Genomic DNA, 18,773 nt, shown 5'->3' on the forward strand with positions numbered 1-18,773 from the left:
AAGCTGTTGCACTTCGTTTACGGCGTGCTCAAGTCGGGTCAACCCTTTGACCCGAAACTTGCGCTTGCCCGGTGAGGCTCAAGACGGTATCTACGCAAATCCGTAGGAGCTGCCGCAGGCTGCGATCTCTTGATGTTGAGCTACTCGATCACCAACCGCCCCAACCGCTGCCTGAGCATGCGGTTCTCGGCGCGCAGTTGCTGCACTTCTTCAAGCAAGTCGAGCGCCAGGGCGACGCCTTCCCATTCCAGTTCCAGGTCGCGGCGCAACTTGGCGGCGCGCTTGGCGACCGCCAGTTCGTAGTCGTTGAAACGCCAATCCTTGGGCAGTGCGCCCTGAGGCTCGAGGATGCCGTGTTCGACGATTTCGATCACGTAGACGTCCGACAAATCGGTCGCCTCACAGAACTCTGCCATGTCCAGTTGAACGATCAGGGGACTGCTCATTGTCAGTTACTCCAGTGTTCCAGGATCAAAAGTGCTCCCGTGGATTAAAAGCGGCTTTCTTCGCCAGCTCCTGCCACAACGCCTTGACGTCATCGTCGGTGTGTTTGGGCATCACCGCCTTGAGTTGCACGAACAGGTAACCGCGCTGGCCCGCCTTGTTCAGCAGACCGTGGCCTTTGGCGCGCATGCGCTGGCCGTTCTGGCTACCGGCCGGAACTTTCAGGTTGATCTTGCCGGTCAGGGTCGGCACCGCGACTTCGGCACCCAGCGCCAGTTCCCACGGGGCCAACGGCAAGGTGATGATCAGGTTTTCACCTTCAACGTCGAATTTCGGGTGCGGCGCAAAACGAATGGTCAGGTACAAGTCGCCATTGGCGCCGCCACCGACACCCGGTGCGCCCTGGCCCTTGAGCCGAATGCGCTCACCATCGGTCACACCGGCCGGGATTTTTACGTTCAGGCTTTTGCTGGTGTTGCTGACATGCTGGCCGGCCGCGTTGTACTGCGGCACCTGGAAGCTGACCTTCTTCGATTCGCTCGAGAGGCTTTCTTCCAGAAAAATCGGTAATTCCATTTCCACGTCTTGCCCTCGACGACCGGCACTGCGGCCAGACTGTCCACCCCCGAAACCCGGGCCACGATTACCGAAGATCGAACTGAAGAAGTCCGAAAAATCGCCGCCATCCTGTCCACCAAAACCACCCGAACCGCCTCGTCCCTGCCAACCCGGCGGGCCCTGGAACGGTTGGCCGTGCTGGCCGTATTTGCGCAAGTCGTCGTATTCGGCGCGCTTGTCAGCGCTTTTCAGCGCTTCATAGGCCTCCGAGGCGTCCTTGAACTTGGCCTCGGCGTCTTTTTCCTTGCTGACGTCGGGGTGGTATTTGCGCGCCAGCTTGCGATAGGCGGCCTTGATCGCCTTATCGTCAGCGGTCGGCTCCACACCGAGAATCTTGTAATAGTCTTTGAAGTCCATCGAGGGAATCACCATCCGTTATCGATATCGCGCCACCTGCACAGCCTGCGCCGATTGGCGGTCGCGGGCTTGACCGATCTCAAGGTTGGGAGCGGGCAGCGCATCAGAAGTTTATCGGCAGCCGGGGCGGATCACTTGATCGCAGAGTGGCTGCCAGGCTCATGCCTGTAAGTTTGGGGAGTAAGGATAGTCTTTCAAGGCGCTTAAAGCTGCGAATTAGCGGATAGTCGGCCTTCGATTCTGCGCCGCTCTGACATACACTGCGCGGCCGTTTTTTAACCGGAACTCGAAAGACATGAAAAACGCATCTCCAGCCCGTGCCTGCGGTATCGACTTCGGCACGTCCAACTCCACTGTCGGTTGGCTGCGCCCTGGCATGGAAACGCTGATCGCGCTGGAGGACGACAAGATCACCCTGCCGTCGGTGGTCTTCTTCAATATGGAAGAACGCCGCCCGGTTTACGGCCGGCTGGCGCTGCACGAGTACCTGGAAGGCTACGAAGGCCGCTTGATGCGCTCGCTCAAGAGCCTGCTGGGTTCCAAGCTGATCAAGCACGATACCAGCGTTCTGGGCACGGCGATGCCGTTCAAGGACCTGCTGGGGCTGTTCATCGGCCAGCTGAAGCAGCGTGCCGAGACCGCCGCTGGTCGGGAATTCGAAGAAGTAGTGCTGGGGCGTCCGGTGTTTTTCGTCGATGACGATGAAATGGCCGACCAGGAAGCCGAAAACACCCTGGTGGACGTGGCCCGCGCCATCGGCTTCAAGGATGTCTCGTTCCAGTACGAGCCAATTGCAGCGGCGTTCGACTATGAGTCGACCATCGAAAAAGAAGAGCTGGTGCTGATCGTCGACATCGGCGGGGGTACGTCGGACTTCTCGCTGGTGCGCCTGTCCCCGGAACGCCGCAACCATGACAACCGCCACGACGACATCCTCGCCACCGGCGGTGTGCACATCGGCGGGACCGATTTCGACAAGCAACTGAGCCTGCAGGGCCTGATGCCGCTGTTCGGCTACGGCAGCCGGATGAAGAGCGGCGCCTACATGCCCACCAGCCACCACATGAACCTGGCGACCTGGCACACCATCAACTCGGTGTACTCGCAGAAGTCGACCCTGGCCCTGGGCAGCATGCGTTACGACATCGAAGACACCGGCGGCATCGATCGCCTGTTCAAGCTGATCGACCAACGCGCCGGGCATTGGCTGGCGATGGAAGTGGAAGAGACCAAGATCCAGCTGACCCACGCCGACAGTCGCCATGTGCCGCTGGACCGCATCGAACCGGGTTTGAGCGTGGAGCTGAGCCGGGCGCTGTTCGAGTCGGCCATCGACAATCTGCTGGAGCGGGTGCGCAACAGCGTTACTCAGCTGTTGAACGACGCCAATGTGCGAGTCGATCAGGTGGATACGGTGTTCTTCACCGGTGGTTCGAGCGGGATTCCAGCGCTGCGCAACAGCGTGTCGGCGATGCTGCCGAACGCGCGGCATGTGGAAGGGAACATCTTCGGCAGTATCGGCAGCGGGTTGGCGATTGAGGCGATGAAGCGTTATGGCTGAGAAGCAGCTGCAAGCTTTAAGCTTTAAGCTTTAAGCGGCAAGTAAAAGCAAATGGCGAACACCGCACTTGCTCTTACTTGTCGCTTGAAGCTTGCAACTTGTGGCTGCTTTCAAACCATCCCGATCTGCTTCAACTCGCTCTTCAAATACGCGTAATAAATCGGCCCAGCCACCACCCCTGGCAGGCCGAACGCGGCCTCGAACACCAGCATTGCCAGCAGCAACTCCCAGGACTTGGCACTGATCTGCCCGCCGACGATCCGCGCGTTGAGGAAATATTCCAGCTTGTGGATAAAGATCAGATACCCCAGCGCCGCCACCGCGACCCAGATCGACAGCGACAAGCCGACGATGGTGATCAGCGTGTTGGACATCAAGTTGCCGATCACCGGCAGCAAGCCCAGCAGGAAGGTCAGCACGATCAGGGTTTTGGTCAGCGGCAGCTTGATCCCGAACAACGGCAGGATCACCGCCAGGAAGATCCCGGTGAAGAAGGTGTTGAGCAGGGAAATCTTGATCTGTGCAAAGACGATATTGCGAAACGCTTGAACCAGCAGGTGCAAACGGTCGAACAGTGCGGCCGCCAAGGGTTTGCGTTTGGTCAAGTCAGGGACGCGTTGCAAGGCGATGATCGCCCCCAGCACCATGCCGATCAGCAACGTGACGAACATGTGCGCCGCGTCTTTGCCAACCAGTTGCAGATCGCTCAGGTGTTTGCTCAGCCACTCGCCAATGGCCACGCGAAATTCAGCGGCACTGGCGGGCAGATAAGCATCGATGAACGGCGGTAACTGGCCACGCGCCTTGTCGACCACCAGCATGAATTTGTCCAGGGAAGCCCCGGGGTTTTCCGCTTCATGCAGCAGAAAACTGATAGCACCGGCAAAGATCAGCGCCAACACGCTGACCACCAGCGTGCCGAGCAAGGCCACGGCCAGCCAGCGTGCGCGCCGTCCTTCGATCAACCGTTGCAGCTGCGGGGTGAGCATGTTGACCAGCTCGAACACCAGCAACCCGGCCAGCAGACTGGGTAACAGTCGCAGTGGTATCACCAGCAGCAACCCACCAAAGATGATCACCCAACTGACCAACAGCAACACGTGACGCTGAGAAAACGTTGGCATACAGCCTCAAAACAAACGGCGTTAAAGGATTGGCAGTCTGCCAGCCTTCGGGCATTGATGCGAGCGGATGACTTCGCCACCGTAGGAGCAAGGCTTGCCCGCGATGAACGATAACGCGGTCTGTCAGTTCCACCGCGGTGGCCCCATCGCGGGCAAGCCTTGCTCCTACGGGGGCACTGCTTATTTTTTCAGGCAATCGCTCATGAAGGTTTTGCGCGCATCGCCTTTAAGCGCCTGAGTGGTGGCGGTGGCGTTGCAGGTTTTCATCTTCTCTTGTTGAGGCGTCATCGGTTTGGCGGCTTCTGCTGCCGGCGCGGCTTTCAGGCAGGTGCTCATAAAGGTTTTGCGCTCATCACCCTTGAGGGCTTTCGCGGTAGCGTCGGCGTTGCAGGTGGTCATTTTGTTCTGCTGGGCAGTGGCGGCAAAGCCCTGGGAACAGAGCAGCAGACCGATCATCAACAAAGGGATACGCAGCATCTTCATGGAGTTTTCTCCTTGTTACCGCACCGATAGGGGCGGCTTCGACTGGAGTGTAGACAAAGGCTGTTACACCTCCAGCCATCAACAATGGCGGCAAACAAAAAAGCCGAGAGCGAGTTCTCAATGACTCGCTCTCGGCTCGAACAACTCTCTTTCAGGATCTGCGTTTATCGGCCTCGATCGCACTAAGGTAGTTCTCACATGCCTCGATTCGATTCTCTATGACCGAAGCGCTATGTCGCTCGAAAGAAACCGGCCGCCCTTCAGGCTCTACGTAAGTAGTGCCGAGCGCTTTCAACGAGGTCCACTGGGCATAAGCGCCTTTCTCATGCAGCTTGGGAATTTTTATCGCCCTGAGCGTCGAGTCGTCCGAACCTCTGGGCGGCGTAACGGCAGGACCCGAAGGCGCATCGTCGATAAACCCATACTCGGCGACGGCGGGCCCGGGCGCCAGGCTCAGCACCGGCTCCGGGTCAAACGTGAAGTATCCCTGGGTGGCCAGATGAGCACTGGGAAACTCTGGCCAGGAATCGGCAACGACCAATTGCTCGGGACGACTCAAGTCCCCCATGACAACGTATTGATGGTCAAAGTTGGTGGCCCTGACAATGTGCACTTCAGATGTCCGGGGTTGGTTTGCGAGAATCGAAAACGTCACTTTCGAGTTTTCCGAACAGTTCCCCCCTTTGATGTTGATAGCGGCCTGCGCAGCTTCGGCAGTGGTTAACTCGGCCGTAGGCAAACCGGTCGCCAGGTCGATTTTTCGGAGGTTTTTCAGTGCAGCGATGGCCGACCCGCCCTTTTCCCAGATGCTCGGCAGCTGGTTGCCGGACAAGGGTAGAAGCTCCTTGGCGCGGGTGATTGCGCTTTGCGCCATGTTCAAATCGGCCATGGTCGATGACGAGACCGGGATGACACTATCGGCATTGATTACAGGGGAACCCAACTCGTTTGCATAGCGATGCAAGTCCGCCAGCGTTGTGTCTGCCTGTACGTTATTCCCCATCGCTGCGAGGGCCAGCGATTCGTACTGATCCGTACGTCCTGTTTTCTCCAGATAACGAGCAGTCATACCCAGCTCTCGCTGCGAGCTCGACAAGGGAATGGGGATATCTTCGGCGAACATCTGCTCAAGTACTATTGCGAACTGCTCGGGGGATAGCAGCTTATTCAACTCGGGCAACAGTTCGACGCTTTGCCTCATCGTTGTTGTCGCCAGCGAGCTTGAATCTTCAGCTGCGTAGTGAAAGGCCCACTGAAGAAAAGTCAGGTGCGAATCGGACAAGTCATCACGTATTAACGCCAGTCCATCCAGATATTCTTTTTGTACCGAAGGCAGAGGTTCAGCAGGATAGGCCCGCACAACAAGGTCTTCAAAAACCTCCTGGATATTCAACGGCTCTGGTTCCACAACCTCCCCTGCGGGAGCACCGCCGCGCAAGCGAAGTATTTCGGGATCGAAAGCCGGTGGCCTGGGGGTCGGGTACTGCGAAAGAATTGCTGGCAACCTGTCAGGTTTTACGGCGTGGTCACGTATGGCCTGCCTCAGTTTCTGAACGTCGCTGCGGCGAATATCCAAGCCGTTCAGTTCGGCATCAGGGAGCGCCTGCAAAATCGAGGAGTAGAAGTCAGTACCTGAATGTAAGGTACGGCCTCGATCATCGTAAGCCTGGAAGGTGCCATCTTCACGCGCGACCATCGTGCGTTTGAGCCTCGCATCCTCCTGGCCGATACGGTCCACAACCCTGCCATCGTATTCGTACTGCCTGACTTCAATCATGACATCGGCAGACCAGCCCGGCAGGTTTTCAAGCGAATGCAGCGCCAGCTTGTCGGTATCGGTGCTGGCTACCGATTCCAGATAAAGTCCCTCATAAGCGCGCGACACCTTCACTTCTTCAAGCGCATAGAGGGCGAGCCCCTTGAGTCGCGATGGCAGCCGCGCGCGTGCGATGGTTTGCAGCTCCTCGGGGGTGGCGACGGCCAGTATCTCTTGAGCCACCGAGCCAGGCAGACCAGAGACTTCCTCCCGAATGAACTGAACCTGAGTATTCCAGCGCAACCCGTATTCGTTGTAGTGTGCATAGAACAGGAACATGCGCTTTTCTCTTGCACGCCTTGCGAGTTCTGCCCTCAACATTTTTGCATTGGCCTTGGCAGTCATCACCGAAACGCCGAGCTCGCGCTCCATCAATGTTTTTGTTTCACGTTCATCTAGGTGCGAAAGCAAGGTTTCAAGCAGGTCGCCATCGATCAAGCGGCCCTCGTCTATCCGCACAGGTGCAGAGCCGTTGGAACCTGTCTCCCAAATGATGTTTCCATCGCGCGCTACAAGTTGCAGTGGCCTTTCACCGGGCCACAAACCATCCAGCAGTTGAAGCTGTGTACGGGCATCGGCTTTCAAGTAGCGCTGTGGTTGCTCACTGCTGATCTGATCGATAAATACCTGAATGTCCCGATCGATCCTGAATCGCGCAGCGGTGTCACTCAATAAGGGCAGTGGGGATTCATTGCCGATGTACATCTGACGAAGCGCATTGACATCGCTTTGGCTGACCGTGCGAATGTCACCGAACGAGTCCACCAAACCGTCAAGTAGCGGCCCTATTCTCGCCATCAGCGTGTGCTCATCCCACGACTGGGGCTGTTCGCCTTCGATCACGAATGCACCCGCACCGTTACTCTCGACCACAGGTTGGTAGGCATCTGACCAGGTTGGATGCTGGACCCGATGCTTGCCGGTGCTCGGGTCTTTTTTCAGTTCGAAGTGACGCGTATCGAGGCGCAGGATCGGTTTGCCTTCGTGCTGATGCAGCCATAGGTCATCGGGCTTTGAATCTGCGGACAGGAGCAGATTCTTTCGCAGGTACGGTTCGAGGTCCTGTCCCCACAGGCGTTGATTGCCGTTGGCCAGGGTGACCGGTTTAGTCCCCTCGAGGAACGACGACAGCCTGGGTAGCACCACCTCGCTACCGATTTTCATACCGGCACCGAATAGCCCCAACTGAATCAGGCTTTCAGTGAAACCAATCAGGTTTTCGGCCGCCTTCAGGTACACCCCCTCAGCCAGATCGACGACACCTTCGACGACCTCGCTGACCAGCTGATAAACCATGTAAGCCATCATCGCCTCACCCAGACCCGGGACGAACGGCGTCACGACCATCAGCGCGGCATTCACGATGTCGGCAAGCATTTTTTCCAGATTTTCGATCCACACCCAGCGAGCCTCACTGTCTGCATTGGCCGTGGAGATGACCAGCTCCCGGCCGTCGTTAAGCATTTTGTTGAGTTGTTGCTCGTACAGATAAACCCAAACGTCGCCGCGAAATCGATGTTGGATATCGTCTTCAAACCGCACGGTGTTGAAGTGCAGGCGCGGACTGTCCACTGGCGTGTCTCGCCAGCTGGGCAAGTCCACGCCCGGTTCTTTTGGGTGCCAGGTGACCTGCGTCAGGCGCTGGTTGAGATCCGCAAAAAAATGCCCGCGCTGTTGGTGAGCCACGAAACGGCTGAAAAACTGCTGGTAACTCACCCCCGACGGGCGCTGCCCCTCGGCCAACTCCGTGTCGGAGTTTCGTAGCTGTCGCGTCAGCTCGTTGAGGAACGCCACAGGTGATGCGTACTCCTTCAGCGGATGCTCGGGGTCATGTGGCACATAGGCAATGACTCGCCTGTTGCCACTACCAGGGGCATACAGGTCGGGCGCCATGAGTACGATGCCGGTCAAGCGTGTGTCCATCAATGTCAGGTGGTAATAACGAACCGCGATTCCATCCAGCGTCAGGCCTTTGAGCCCGTTGATCATGCCCTGTACAACGAGCCAGGCATCATGAGTGATGTGCTTTTTCACGAGTGCCAGTTGCAGGGCGGCGTTCAGGGCGGCCTTCTGACTCTTGATGACTCTGGATTGCAGCACCCCACGGGCCAGGCCATCGGCGGGACGTAGATAGCTTTCCAGGTACGCTTTATATCGGGCGCCAATATCCAGCTCCCGACAAAGATCCCTGAACTGCTGAATAGACATTTTCTTGCGTACTTCTTTTACATCGAAATGCCCCAGAGCATCCGGGCGGGTGATGAATTCCGAATCCGGTAAAGGCACGTCCAGACTGGAGAAGTTACGCAGTGCCGCATCCAGCATGGAAACGGTGCGACTGGTACTCCCCCCCATGAAGTCGTGGGCCCACGGAGAAATTGCTGCCGGAAAGTACAATTTCAGGAATGTTTCCCTGACATCATCTTCAACGCCGTATTTTTCCTTTAACTTGCGACGAAGCAATGGCTCGGCGAATGCGTAGACGTCTTGCAGGTCCACCAGCATTGTGTCGACATCGTTCTGCGAAGACCAACTCGCCTCCATGACTCGCTTCAAGCTGAGGAGCTCAACCCGGGAGGCGTTTTTAATCCAGTCGGGGATTGCTGAACGCCCCTCTTTCAACGCACGAAGTCGTTGCGGGGTCGAGTTGGCCAGCCATGCAGGAATAGAGCTTTTGATAAATTCGTATTGAACACTTGTCGTTGCAACAGGAACAGATGATGGGTTGTTAATTGACGACTGACTCATTCGCTAGTGCCTGAGTTAAATGGTTAATTGATCAGCCCCTACTCAAAAAGCGTTGGAGCCGGACAATAAACCGTATAACGCCCGACGAGCAATTAATGGAGTACATCCCTGACAGTCTTGTAAGACTCTTCTCCGACAGGCCGAGATACTCGTTATTCCCAGAAAACAGTTTCAACAATGAAACAACTCTGACGAAGCCCCAAGCCCCTCTAAAACATATACACACGTTGATAAACAACCACGTTGAATGCAGTCAAAACGCTCAAAGGACTTTGTGTCTTCGATACTGCTCGGGCGTGCAACCGGCTTGACGCTGAAACATCGCGATAAACGCCGACGACGTGCTGTAACCCATATCGAACGCGATCTCCTGAATGCTGCGCGGGCTGTCCAGTGCTTCGATCGAGGCCAGGAAACGCAAGCGCTGGCGCCACTCGCCAAAACTCATGCCCAGCTCTCGAACAAACTGCCGGGCCAGGGTTCGTTCGCTGACGTGGATCTGCTCCGCCCACTGCGCCAGTGGCCGGTTGTCGCCCGGCGACGCCTGCAAGGCTTCGAGCACACTAAGCAATCCGGTGCTGCTGGCGTAAGGCAGATAGCAGTTGTGCGTCGGCGCTTGTTGCAGCTGATCGACCAACACCTCTGCCAAGCGTTTATCCGCTGGGTGTTGAGGGATTTTCACATCGCGGGCGGCAAAGTCCTTGAGGATCGCCTTGAGGATGTCACTGATCGCCAGCGTGCAGGCCTGCTGCGGCAGCTCGCGGCACAGCTCAGGCGCAAGGCAGACCGCACGGTAGGTGATCGGCTGGGTGCTGTAGAAACTGTGCTCGGTGTGTGGCGGCACCCACACCGCGTACTGCGGCGGTGACATGAAGCGGCGGCCGGCGATGTCCATGTGCATCACGCCATGGGCCGAATATTCGAGGGTGCCCCACGGGTGGCAGTGGGCCAAGGCATATTCGTGGGTGTCGAAGTCGGCATAACGGAAGTACACCGGAGCGGGCAGTTCGCTGAAATCCAGCAGGTCGATGTGTTTGCTGTTCATGCTGTCCGAAATCAGGGGCCGATTGTCTGGATCGAAGTATAGGCTTTGATCCAGACAACGGATAATTACCCTTCATTAACGTTCTGGTTTTCCCCATGCAATACGCTTATCCCCTGCTGGCCATTTTCATCTGGGCCGGCAACACCGTGATCAACAAACTGGCGGTCGGCGCGATCTTCCCCGCCGAGATCGGTTTCTATCGCTGGCTGCTCGCCGGGATTCTGTTCACGCCTTTCATGCTCAAACCGGTCATGACCCATTGGGCGGTGATTCGCCCGAATCTGGGCAAGATTTTCGTCCTCGGTGTGCTCGGCATGGCGGTCTACCAAAGCCTGGCCTACTTCGCCGCAACGATGACCTCGGCCACCAACATGGGCATCATCCTGTCGCTAATGCCGTTGATGTCGCTGGCCATGGCGATCATCAGCCTCGGCCAACGACTGACCGCCGGTGCGCTGGCGGGTGCGGTGCTGTCGTTTGCCGGCGTTTTGGTGGTGATTTCGTCCGGCAGCCTGGGTGCGCTGCTGGAGCACGGGGTCAACCTGGGCGATGCGATGATGCTGATCGCGACCCTGGCCTATGCGATTTACAGCACCTTGCTGAAAAAATGGCAGCTGCGTTTACCGCCGCTGGTGCTGTTGTATTTGCAGGTACTGGTGGCGGTGGTTGTGCTGTTTCCGCTGTTCCTGGCCTCGCCAAAAGTCGGCCCGACCTTGCAGAACATTCCGCTGGTGCTTTATGCCTGCCTGCTGGCCTCGATGCTCGCGCCACTGGCGTGGATGCAAGCGGTGGTGCGTCTGGGGCCAAGCCGAACCACGCTGTTCTTCAACCTGCTACCGCTGATTACCGCATTGATTGCGGCGGTGGTGTTGCATGAGCAATTAGCGCTGTACCACCTGGTGGGTGGGGTGCTGACGTTGGGCGGGGTGATTCTTTCGGAGCGTTGGACCATGGTGTTGGGTCGCAAGGTAAGTGTTGCCTGATCTGACGCCATCGCGAGCAGGCTCGCTCCCACATTGGATCTGCGTCGGTCACAAAGTCCCTGTGGGAGCGAGCCTGCTCGCGATGAACGATAACGCGGTCAAAATCCTTACACACCCGCTGCCTTCAACCGCTGTGCATGCTCGACGAACAACCGCACTGGATCCGCGCCCTTGCCCACCAAGCCCAGCGACTGGTTGACAATGTCGAAGTGATCCAACGGGTATTCATCGCCAATCACCGTGCCCAGGTGCGAGCTGTAGCGCCCGACCATGCCGTCGCAATGCCCGGCCTCACGGACGAAGGTTTTAGCGAACAATCGGCAACTGCGGTTGGTGCCGTCGAACAGGTTGCCGCCACGGTCGGTCTTACCCGGTTGCAAGGTCCCGGACCAGGAGTAATAGCGCACGCCGTTGACCAGCTCCGGCCCGTGCCCGCCCCAGTTCTGGGGCAATCCCTGTGGATAACGCTGATTGAACAATGCAACGCCTTCGCTGGTCAGCGAGTTGTGCGAGGCATGAACATCAACCGGCCATTTCGGCCCGCGATAACCAGTTTCCAACAGGCCCATCAACCACGCGACCAACTGCAACAAAGCACTCAACACACGGCCCCTCGCACTGTCGGGTGGATAGTGTTTGTGCAGATAGTCCGCCAACTCCGAGCCATGGTTGGGCCCGGCAACCGACGTCACCGAGGCCACCTGGTCCGGGCGTTTGGCGGCGGCGTAACGGGCGGTCAGCGAACCTTGACTGTGGCCGATCAGATTGACTTTGCTCGCTCCGGTTTCGCGCAATATTTCATCGATTTGCGCCAGTAACTCTTCACCGCGCACTTCATTGGAGTTGACCGGCGAAACCTGTACCGCAATCACTGTCGCCCCACCCCGGCGCAGCGCCGAGATAATCCCGTACCAATATGGGTAGAACAGCAGGCGAATAAAACCGAGCATTCCCGGGACCAGCACCAAGGGGTAACGCGTGGCGGTGTCTTGCGACATGGGCAAATATCCGTGTGATCAGGGGCTGTTACAGACAGCCGACTATTGGGTTGGCTTGACCGTCACCGGTGCCTTGCCCTCTTTCATTTGCGCCAACAACGGCGCGCACTGGTTCGGCTCGCCGCCGCTCGGCGCCACCAGTGCCAACAGTCCAGCTGCTGGACCTGCAATCACCCCCAGCGCCACCATCCCCGCGCCCCGCAGCATCAACGGCACGCCCTTCACACCGGCATCCGGCTTGATGAATTTGCCACGCACATACAGCGGCGAACGCAACGAAATCAGCCGCAAGCCCTTGGACTCTGGCGAGATGGTCAGGTCGAGCTGCTCACTGGCCATGTTCGCCGTGCCGTCGATGTAGACGATCGCGTTCTCGGTGTCGAACACAAACAGTCGGGAGGTCGCCAGTCCGGTCTTGACGCCGAAGTCGGCCGCCGCGCAGTTGATCTTCACATCCTGGTCGCCAAAGATTTTGCCAACCACGTAATTGCCGACGTTCAACCCCGCCAGCTCCATCAGCTCACGACTGATCGCACCGTCGTTCATCAACATCTTCAGATCGCCATTGGCGCTGCCCAGCAACGCCGCCACCGAGTTGCCTGTACCTGCGAGGTCGGCGTCACCGTTGAGCTCACCGAAGCTGGTTTTCATCGTCTCGAAGCTCGGGAACAGCTGCTTGAGCTTGAACCCGCGCGCGGTCAGTTTCGCCCGCCCTTCCAGCGGCGTGACACGGCCGTTCAGACGAATCTGCGCGTCGAGTTTTCCGCCCGCCACGCCGAAGCGCAGCGGTTCCAGGCTGAGCTGGCCATCGTTGAGCACCAGATGGGTGTAGAGATCGGTGAATGGCAGCTTCTCGCTTTGAACGATGCGCTTGCCGGTGAATTCGACATCGGCGTCCATATCGCGCCAGCGCTCGGTACGGAACTCCTCGACCGGCAACACCTTGTCCGCCGGCTGCTCGCTTTCACCGCCACGGGCCTTTTGCTTGGCGTTGGAGTCAGCGCCGATCAATGGCGCGAGGTCGGCGAACAGCAGTTGATTGGAGACCAGCGCACCACTGAGTTTGGGTCGCGGCTGACTGGCAACATATGCCAGGTTGCCGTGAATATCGCTGCCGCCGATGGTGCCGTTGAATTCCTCGTAGTGGAACGTCGCACCCTCCGGTTCGCGCAACCTGGCGGTCAGATGACCGTCAGTGGCGTAAGGCGGCGAAGCCGGCAGGGTTACGCCGATCAAGGGATAGAGGTTGCCCAGGCTGGTGCCGGCCAGTTTCAGGCGCAGGTCCAGCGCGCCGAGGTTCAGCGGGTCGGTCAGGGTGCCGGCCAGCTCGACGCTGGTGTCGGCAATCTTCACCTGCGCGTGCAATGGGAACGGCTTGGCCGCGTCCTGTAATGCCAGCAGCCCGCCGACCTTGCCTTCGCCTGCGAGTTTCTGACCGTGGTACTGGCCTTTGACCTTCAGCGCGAACGCATAGTCTTGCGGCGCCGAACCCTTCTCCAGGGCTTTCCTCGCTGCTTTATCACCGACGATGTCGCTGAACGGAATCGGCTTGCCCAACAGGTCGATCAGCAGGTCGAGCTGAGTGTTCAGGGTCTGGTCGTCGAGGGTGACGTGGCCCTTGTCGAAGCCGATTGCACCGATGTCTACCACCCAACTGGACGGTTTGGCGTTCGGGTCTTTCGGATCGAACTTGAATGTCCAGTTGGCGCGGCCATCGGCCAGGCGCTGCAGGTCGGCATTGGGCTCCGTGAGGTCGATGCGCGGAATCACCACCCGCTGCGCCAACAAGGCCAACGGCGAAATCCGCAGCTCGACGCGTTTGAGGCTGACTATTTGCGGTTTTTTCGACCAGTCCGGGTTGCCCAGGCTCAGGTCCTCGGCCACCACATGCGGCCATGGTACCCAGGCGCGCCAACCGCCTTCATCGACTTCACGTTTCCAGATAACCGTCAGGTTGCCGTTGATGGCAAAGGGACGGTGCAACTCTTCGGAGACTTTGGCATTAAGCGGGGGTTTGATCCGGTTCCAGTCGAAGAACACGATGATCACCACCAACAGGGCCATCAGCAGCACAAGGCTGCCGACAACCCAGGCGAGAATTTTACGAGTGCGCGTCATTGCACAGGGCTCCTGATTACGACCCAGCGCCCGAACTGCGGCGCTTGTATGAAACGGTAGGCCAGAAATCGGCCGATTATAGGAACTACGACTGGCAAATGGCCCGCAGGTTTAACGCAAAAACCCTTTCAGGCGCTAAAAAGCCAATTTACCTGATCATCCAGACAGCTTTTCGTTACCCGACCCGCACTTTTTCGACCCGCGAGTGAGTCGAAAATACCCACCTCGGTGCAAATGTACTCCCCGGAAACGTCCGTTCTAGAGGCTTTCCGCAGAACAATCAATTCCGTTGATTATTACCATTGCCTTTATGAACTTTTATATCGACTTATCGAGAGTAGCATTAGCTTCGTACCCACTTTATCGCCCTCCCAAGGAGCAACCCATCATGAAACGCCAACTACTGCTTAGCCTGACCCTCTCGATGTTAGCCAGCACCGCTTTTGCCCTGCCAGCTGCCGATCAGGCAACGCCGCAAGTCAAATCCAGCCATGCGGCTTATAGCCAAACTGTTGCTGACGGCGCCAACGGCAACGAACGTTTGAAAGAAAAAGGCCTGATTACTCAGGACGGCTACGACAAGACACCACAAGGCCAGACTCTTGCTGCTGACGGTTCCGACCGCACTCCACAAGGTCAGACCCTGGCTGCTGACGGTTCCGACCGCACTCCACAAGGTCAGACCCTGGCTTCCGACGGCTCCGATCGCACTCCACAAGGTCAGACCCTGGCTGCTGACGGTTCCGACCACACCCCACAAGGCCAAACCCTGGCTGAAGGTGGTGGTGACCGCGTGATCGAACGCAACGCTAGCCTGAGCTAAGACCATGCTGGCCCGGAAAAAAGCCCGATCTCCTGGATCGGGCTTTGACTTTATGTAAGCCGCACTCCCCGCCTCACCTTCCTTTACTCAAGTTCGACGCCAGCAAAGCTGATTTGCTAGAGTGCGCCGCTGTCCTTGATTAGAAGTCAGCCGCCTGATGCTGCCCCGCGCCGAACAGAAACAACAGACCCGCAACGCCTTGATGGACGCTGCCCGCCACCTGATGGAATGCGGCCGAGGATTCGGCAGCTTGAGCCTGCGTGAAGTGGCGAAAACCGCTGGCATTGTCCCGACCGGTTTCTACCGGCACTTTGCCGATATGGATCAGCTAGGGCTGGAACTGGTCAGCGAAGTCGGCCAGACCTTCCGCGAAACCATCCGCCTGGTGCGCCACAATGAATTCGTCATGGGCGGGATCATCGACGCCTCGGTGCGAATCTTCCTCGATGTGGTTGCGGCCAACCGTTCGCAGTTCCTGTTTCTGGCACGCGAGCAATATGGCGGCTCGCTGCCGGTGCGCCTGGCGATTGGCAAACTGCGCGAGAACATCAGCTCGGACCTGGCCGCCGACCTGTCCTTGATGCCCAAGCTGCAACACCTCGATTTTGCCGGGTTGTCGGTCATGGCCGACCTGATCGTCAAAAGCGTATTCGCCACCCTTCCCGATATCATCGACCCACCCGCCGAAGCACTGCCCGCGCATCTGACGCCACAAGCGAAGATCACTCAGCAGCTGCGCTTTATCTTTATCGGCTTGAAGCATTGGCAAGGGTTGGGCAGTACCGAGTAATCGTTTAAAAGATCGCATTCCTTTGTAGGAGCTGCCGCAGGCTGCGATCTTTTTTATGCGCCGCAAATGGGTGCACACAAAAACCATCACGCACCAACTTCACGCAAGCTCACCTCCAAATCACGCAACATAAAGAAACATCTTCTACGCTCTGACAGGGATTTCCTACGCCTCGGCCGATTGGCAAGCCCCTTGCTCTAACCTGAGCATTGTCCTTTGCTGGAAGCCTTCCAATGCTGGTGATTCATCGCAGAATCGACCCTCAACCCGTCTGGGCCGCCGAGTTGCACCTGAACTTCGAGGCGCGCAGTAAAAGTCGCCTGCGCTGTTTCAGTGCCGAAGGTGAAGACGTCGGGTTGTTTTTGGAGCGCGGGCAGCCGCCGCTGTACGACGGCGAGTGCCTGGAGGCCGAAGACGGCCGTATCGTTCGCGTCTGCGCCCGCCCCGAGCAGCTGCTGCACGTCACCTGCGCCAATGCCTTCGAACTAACCCGTGCCGCCTATCACCTCGGCAACCGCCACGTTGCCTTACAGGTCGGTGACGGCTGGCTGCGTCTGCTCGACGACTACGTGCTCAAAGCCATGCTCGAACAGTTGGGCGCGCAGACCGCAAACATCGAAGCACCGTTCCAGCCGGAGCACGGCGCCTATGGCGGTGGCCATCATCATTCACGCCACGGCGATGAAGATTTCAACTATCCGCCGAAACTGCACCAGTTCGGCGTACGCACATGAATCCGGCCTGGGCGCTGCTGCGTCTGGCCAGCCCGCAATTGCCGATTGGTGGCTACAGCTATTCCCAAGGCCTGGAAATGGCTGTGGACAACGGCCGCGTGACGGATCCCCTATCGGCCAAACGCTGGATCAGCGATCAGTTGCTGCTCAACCTGGCACGCTTCGAAGCGCCGCTGTTGCTTGCCCATTGCACCGCAGCGGCCAACGAAGACTGGCCGCAATTGCTGCAACGCTGTGAGGAACACCGCGCCAGCCGGGAAACCCGCGAGTTGCATCAGGAGAGCCGACAAATGGGCTATTCCCTGCAGCAACTGCTCAATGGCTTACCGGAACTGGATGACCCCGCCCGTGCCTTTCTCGCACAACGCAGCGAACCGCATCTGGCCCTCGGTTGGGCGCTGGCGGCCCGCGCTTGGCGGATCAGCCCGCAAGATGCCTTGGCCGCCTGGCTCTGGAGCTGGCTGGAGAATCAGTTGGCGGTGTTGATGAAGACGTTGCCGCTGGGCCAGCAAGCCGCACAACGTCTCACCAGCGAACTGTTGCCACTGCTGCAACAGGCACAGCAGAACGCCTCAAGCATTGACCCTCAACACTACGGCAGCGCCGCTTTCGGCCTGTCCCTGGCGTGCATGGCCCATGAGCGCCAGTACAGCCGTCTGTTTCGTTCCTAGGGCCTGTTATTTTGGCCCTGTTATTTTGGAGAAGCACATGAACACACAACCTCTACGCGTCGGTATCGGTGGCCCGGTCGGTTCCGGCAAAACCGCGCTGACCCTGGCCCTGTGCCTGGCGCTGCGTGATCGCTACAACCTGGCGGTGGTCACCAACGATATCTACACCCGCGAAGACGCCGACTTTCTGGTGCGCAACGAAGCCCTGGCACCCGAGCGGATCATCGGCGTGGAAACCGGCGGTTGTCCGCACACGGCGATTCGCGAAGATGCGTCGATCAACCTCGAAGCCGTGGATCAGCTGAACCGGCGCTTTCCTGGCCTCGATCTGATTCTGGTGGAGTCCGGTGGCGACAACCTGTCGGCGACCTTCAGCCCGGAACTTTCGGACCTGACGATCTACGTGATCGATGTCTCGGCCGGCGACAAGCTGCCGCGCAAGGGCGGACCGGGGATCTGCAAATCCGACCTGCTGGTGATCAACAAGATCGACCTGGCGCCGCTGGTAGGCGCATCGCTGTCGATGATGGACAGCGACACCAAACGCATGCGCGGCGGCAAGCCGTTCGTCTTCAGCAACCAGAAAACCGGCCAGGGGCTTGAAGAAATCATCGCCTTCATCGAGCGCCAAGGGCTGCTGACCGCGTCTTGAAACTTATCCACAGGACACTCAACAAGGAAGCTTATTCATGACACTCAAGCGCATCTTCGCTGCCGCTGCTCTGCTGCTCACGCCCGCACTGGCGTTCGCCCACCCGGGCCATGGCGATAACGGCTTGCTGGCCGGCATCAGCCACCCGATTGGTGGTCTCGACCATTTGCTGGCGATGCTGGCCGTCGGGTTGTGGGCCGCGCAACAACAAGGCGCGGCGCGCTGGGCACTGCCGTGCGCCTTCGTCGGCACTATGCTGATTGGCGGAATGCTCGGCTTTGAAGGCCTGAACCTGCCGGCGCTGGAGAGCGGGATTGCCGCTTCGGTGCTCGCGCTGGGTCTGGCCGTCGCGCTAGCGGTGCGTCCGCCGTTGAGCCTGGCCATCGGCGCGACGGCACTGTTTGCCTTGTTCCATGGTGTGGCTCACGGCTTGGAGCTGCCGGACATGTCCAGTCCGTGGACCTATGCGATGGGTTTTGTGGCGGCAACTGCGGCGTTGCATGCCGCCGGTTATGCGCTGGTGCGCGTGTTGCCTCAGGCCGCTGCGCCGTTGGTTCGGGTGGTGGGGGCGGCTTCGGCGGCGACCGGAGTCTGGTTGCTCGCCGGCTGAGTTTTCTATCGTCAGTTCCGGCCTCATCGCGAGCAAGCTTTGCTCCTACAGGATTTACGTCAAACACCGATGGCGTGAATGACATGTCACCCGTAGGAGCATAGCTGTTGTGGTCGAATATTTTTGGACCATGATGTAGGAGCGTCGATTTAAGGAAGCATCATGGGATATCGGGTTGTTACGTCTGAGGAAAAAGCG

At 58.5% G+C, this 18,773-nt stretch carries 16 protein-coding genes; 8 read left to right on the forward strand and 8 right to left on the reverse strand.

Annotated features, from left to right (window positions below):
• Positions 1–140 precede the first annotated feature (140 nt).
• Both ACIPIN_RS27865 and ACIPIN_RS27870 read right to left on the reverse strand, forming a co-directional pair.
• A complete protein-coding gene (locus ACIPIN_RS27865; RefSeq protein WP_123423731.1) occupies positions 141–446 on the reverse strand; it encodes a chaperone modulator CbpM in 306 nt (101 codons plus the stop codon).
• Between the two features lie 25 nt (positions 447–471).
• Positions 472–1,419 (reverse strand): DnaJ C-terminal domain-containing protein, encoded by a 948-nt coding sequence (locus ACIPIN_RS27870; protein ID WP_401124527.1) that lies wholly within the window; start codon positions 1,417–1,419, stop codon positions 472–474.
• 295 nt (positions 1,420–1,714) lie between these two features.
• Between ACIPIN_RS27870 and ACIPIN_RS27875 the strand changes: the two genes are divergently transcribed.
• Positions 1,715–2,980: an Hsp70 family protein gene (locus tag ACIPIN_RS27875; protein ID WP_401124532.1), complete on the forward strand. Its 1,266-nt coding sequence runs from the start codon at positions 1,715–1,717 to the stop codon at positions 2,978–2,980.
• A 110-nt stretch (positions 2,981–3,090) separates the two neighbouring features.
• Here ACIPIN_RS27875 and ACIPIN_RS27880 read toward each other — a convergent pair whose 3' ends face one another.
• From ACIPIN_RS27880 to ACIPIN_RS27895, 4 genes are all read right to left on the reverse strand, one after another.
• On the reverse strand, positions 3,091–4,104 hold the full coding sequence (locus ACIPIN_RS27880) for an AI-2E family transporter (protein ID WP_401124534.1): 1,014 nt from the start codon (positions 4,102–4,104) through the stop codon (positions 3,091–3,093).
• A 180-nt stretch (positions 4,105–4,284) separates the two neighbouring features.
• Positions 4,285–4,587 (reverse strand): PsiF family protein, encoded by a 303-nt coding sequence (locus ACIPIN_RS27885; RefSeq protein WP_401124536.1) that lies wholly within the window; start codon positions 4,585–4,587, stop codon positions 4,285–4,287.
• A gap of 151 nt (positions 4,588–4,738) precedes the next feature.
• Positions 4,739–9,151, reverse strand: a complete 4,413-nt coding sequence (locus ACIPIN_RS27890) for a dermonecrotic toxin domain-containing protein (RefSeq protein WP_401124539.1) — start codon at positions 9,149–9,151, stop codon at positions 4,739–4,741.
• 262 nt (positions 9,152–9,413) lie between these two features.
• On the reverse strand, positions 9,414–10,196 hold the full coding sequence (locus ACIPIN_RS27895; RefSeq protein ID WP_401124541.1) for an AraC family transcriptional regulator: 783 nt from the start codon (positions 10,194–10,196) through the stop codon (positions 9,414–9,416).
• Positions 10,197–10,291: 95 nt separating this feature from the next.
• On the opposite strand from ACIPIN_RS27895, the gene ACIPIN_RS27900 reads away from it, so the two are divergent.
• Positions 10,292–11,179 carry a DMT family transporter gene (locus ACIPIN_RS27900; protein ID WP_401124543.1) on the forward strand — a complete coding sequence of 296 codons (888 nt, stop codon included), beginning with the start codon at positions 10,292–10,294 and terminating at the stop codon, positions 11,177–11,179.
• Positions 11,180–11,286: 107 nt separating this feature from the next.
• Here ACIPIN_RS27900 and ACIPIN_RS27905 read toward each other — a convergent pair whose 3' ends face one another.
• Positions 11,287–12,177 carry an esterase/lipase family protein gene (locus ACIPIN_RS27905; RefSeq protein WP_401124546.1) on the reverse strand — a complete coding sequence of 297 codons (891 nt, stop codon included), beginning with the start codon at positions 12,175–12,177 and terminating at the stop codon, positions 11,287–11,289.
• A gap of 42 nt (positions 12,178–12,219) precedes the next feature.
• Positions 12,220–14,295 (reverse strand): AsmA family protein, encoded by a 2,076-nt coding sequence (locus ACIPIN_RS27910; protein ID WP_401124548.1) that lies wholly within the window; start codon positions 14,293–14,295, stop codon positions 12,220–12,222.
• A gap of 388 nt (positions 14,296–14,683) precedes the next feature.
• Between ACIPIN_RS27910 and ACIPIN_RS27915 the strand changes: the two genes are divergently transcribed.
• The 6 genes from ACIPIN_RS27915 to ACIPIN_RS27940 all read left to right on the forward strand — a co-directional run bounded on the left by ACIPIN_RS27915 (position 14,684) and on the right by ACIPIN_RS27940 (position 18,575).
• Positions 14,684–15,118, forward strand: a complete 435-nt coding sequence (locus ACIPIN_RS27915) for a hypothetical protein (protein WP_401124551.1) — start codon at positions 14,684–14,686, stop codon at positions 15,116–15,118.
• 157 nt (positions 15,119–15,275) lie between these two features.
• A complete protein-coding gene (locus ACIPIN_RS27920; protein WP_401124554.1) occupies positions 15,276–15,908 on the forward strand; it encodes a TetR family transcriptional regulator in 633 nt (210 codons plus the stop codon).
• Between the two features lie 233 nt (positions 15,909–16,141).
• The gene (gene ureE / locus ACIPIN_RS27925) at positions 16,142–16,642 is read left to right on the forward strand and encodes an urease accessory protein UreE (protein ID WP_103316274.1); all 501 of its coding nucleotides are present in this window, start codon (positions 16,142–16,144) and stop codon (positions 16,640–16,642) included.
• A complete protein-coding gene (locus ACIPIN_RS27930) occupies positions 16,639–17,313 on the forward strand; it encodes an urease accessory protein UreF (protein WP_401124557.1) in 675 nt (224 codons plus the stop codon). The genes ureE and ACIPIN_RS27930 overlap by 4 nt, the downstream gene beginning before the upstream one ends.
• A gap of 37 nt (positions 17,314–17,350) precedes the next feature.
• Positions 17,351–17,965, forward strand: coding sequence for an urease accessory protein UreG (gene ureG / locus ACIPIN_RS27935; RefSeq protein ID WP_401124559.1), 615 nt, complete (start codon positions 17,351–17,353; stop codon positions 17,963–17,965).
• Positions 17,966–18,002: 37 nt separating this feature from the next.
• Positions 18,003–18,575 (forward strand): HupE/UreJ family protein, encoded by a 573-nt coding sequence (locus tag ACIPIN_RS27940; protein WP_401124561.1) that lies wholly within the window; start codon positions 18,003–18,005, stop codon positions 18,573–18,575.
• Positions 18,576–18,773: the final 198 nt, after the last annotated feature.

Source organism: Pseudomonas sp. NPDC087697 (assembly GCF_044743155.1).
Taxonomy (GTDB): domain Bacteria; phylum Pseudomonadota; class Gammaproteobacteria; order Pseudomonadales; family Pseudomonadaceae; genus Aquipseudomonas.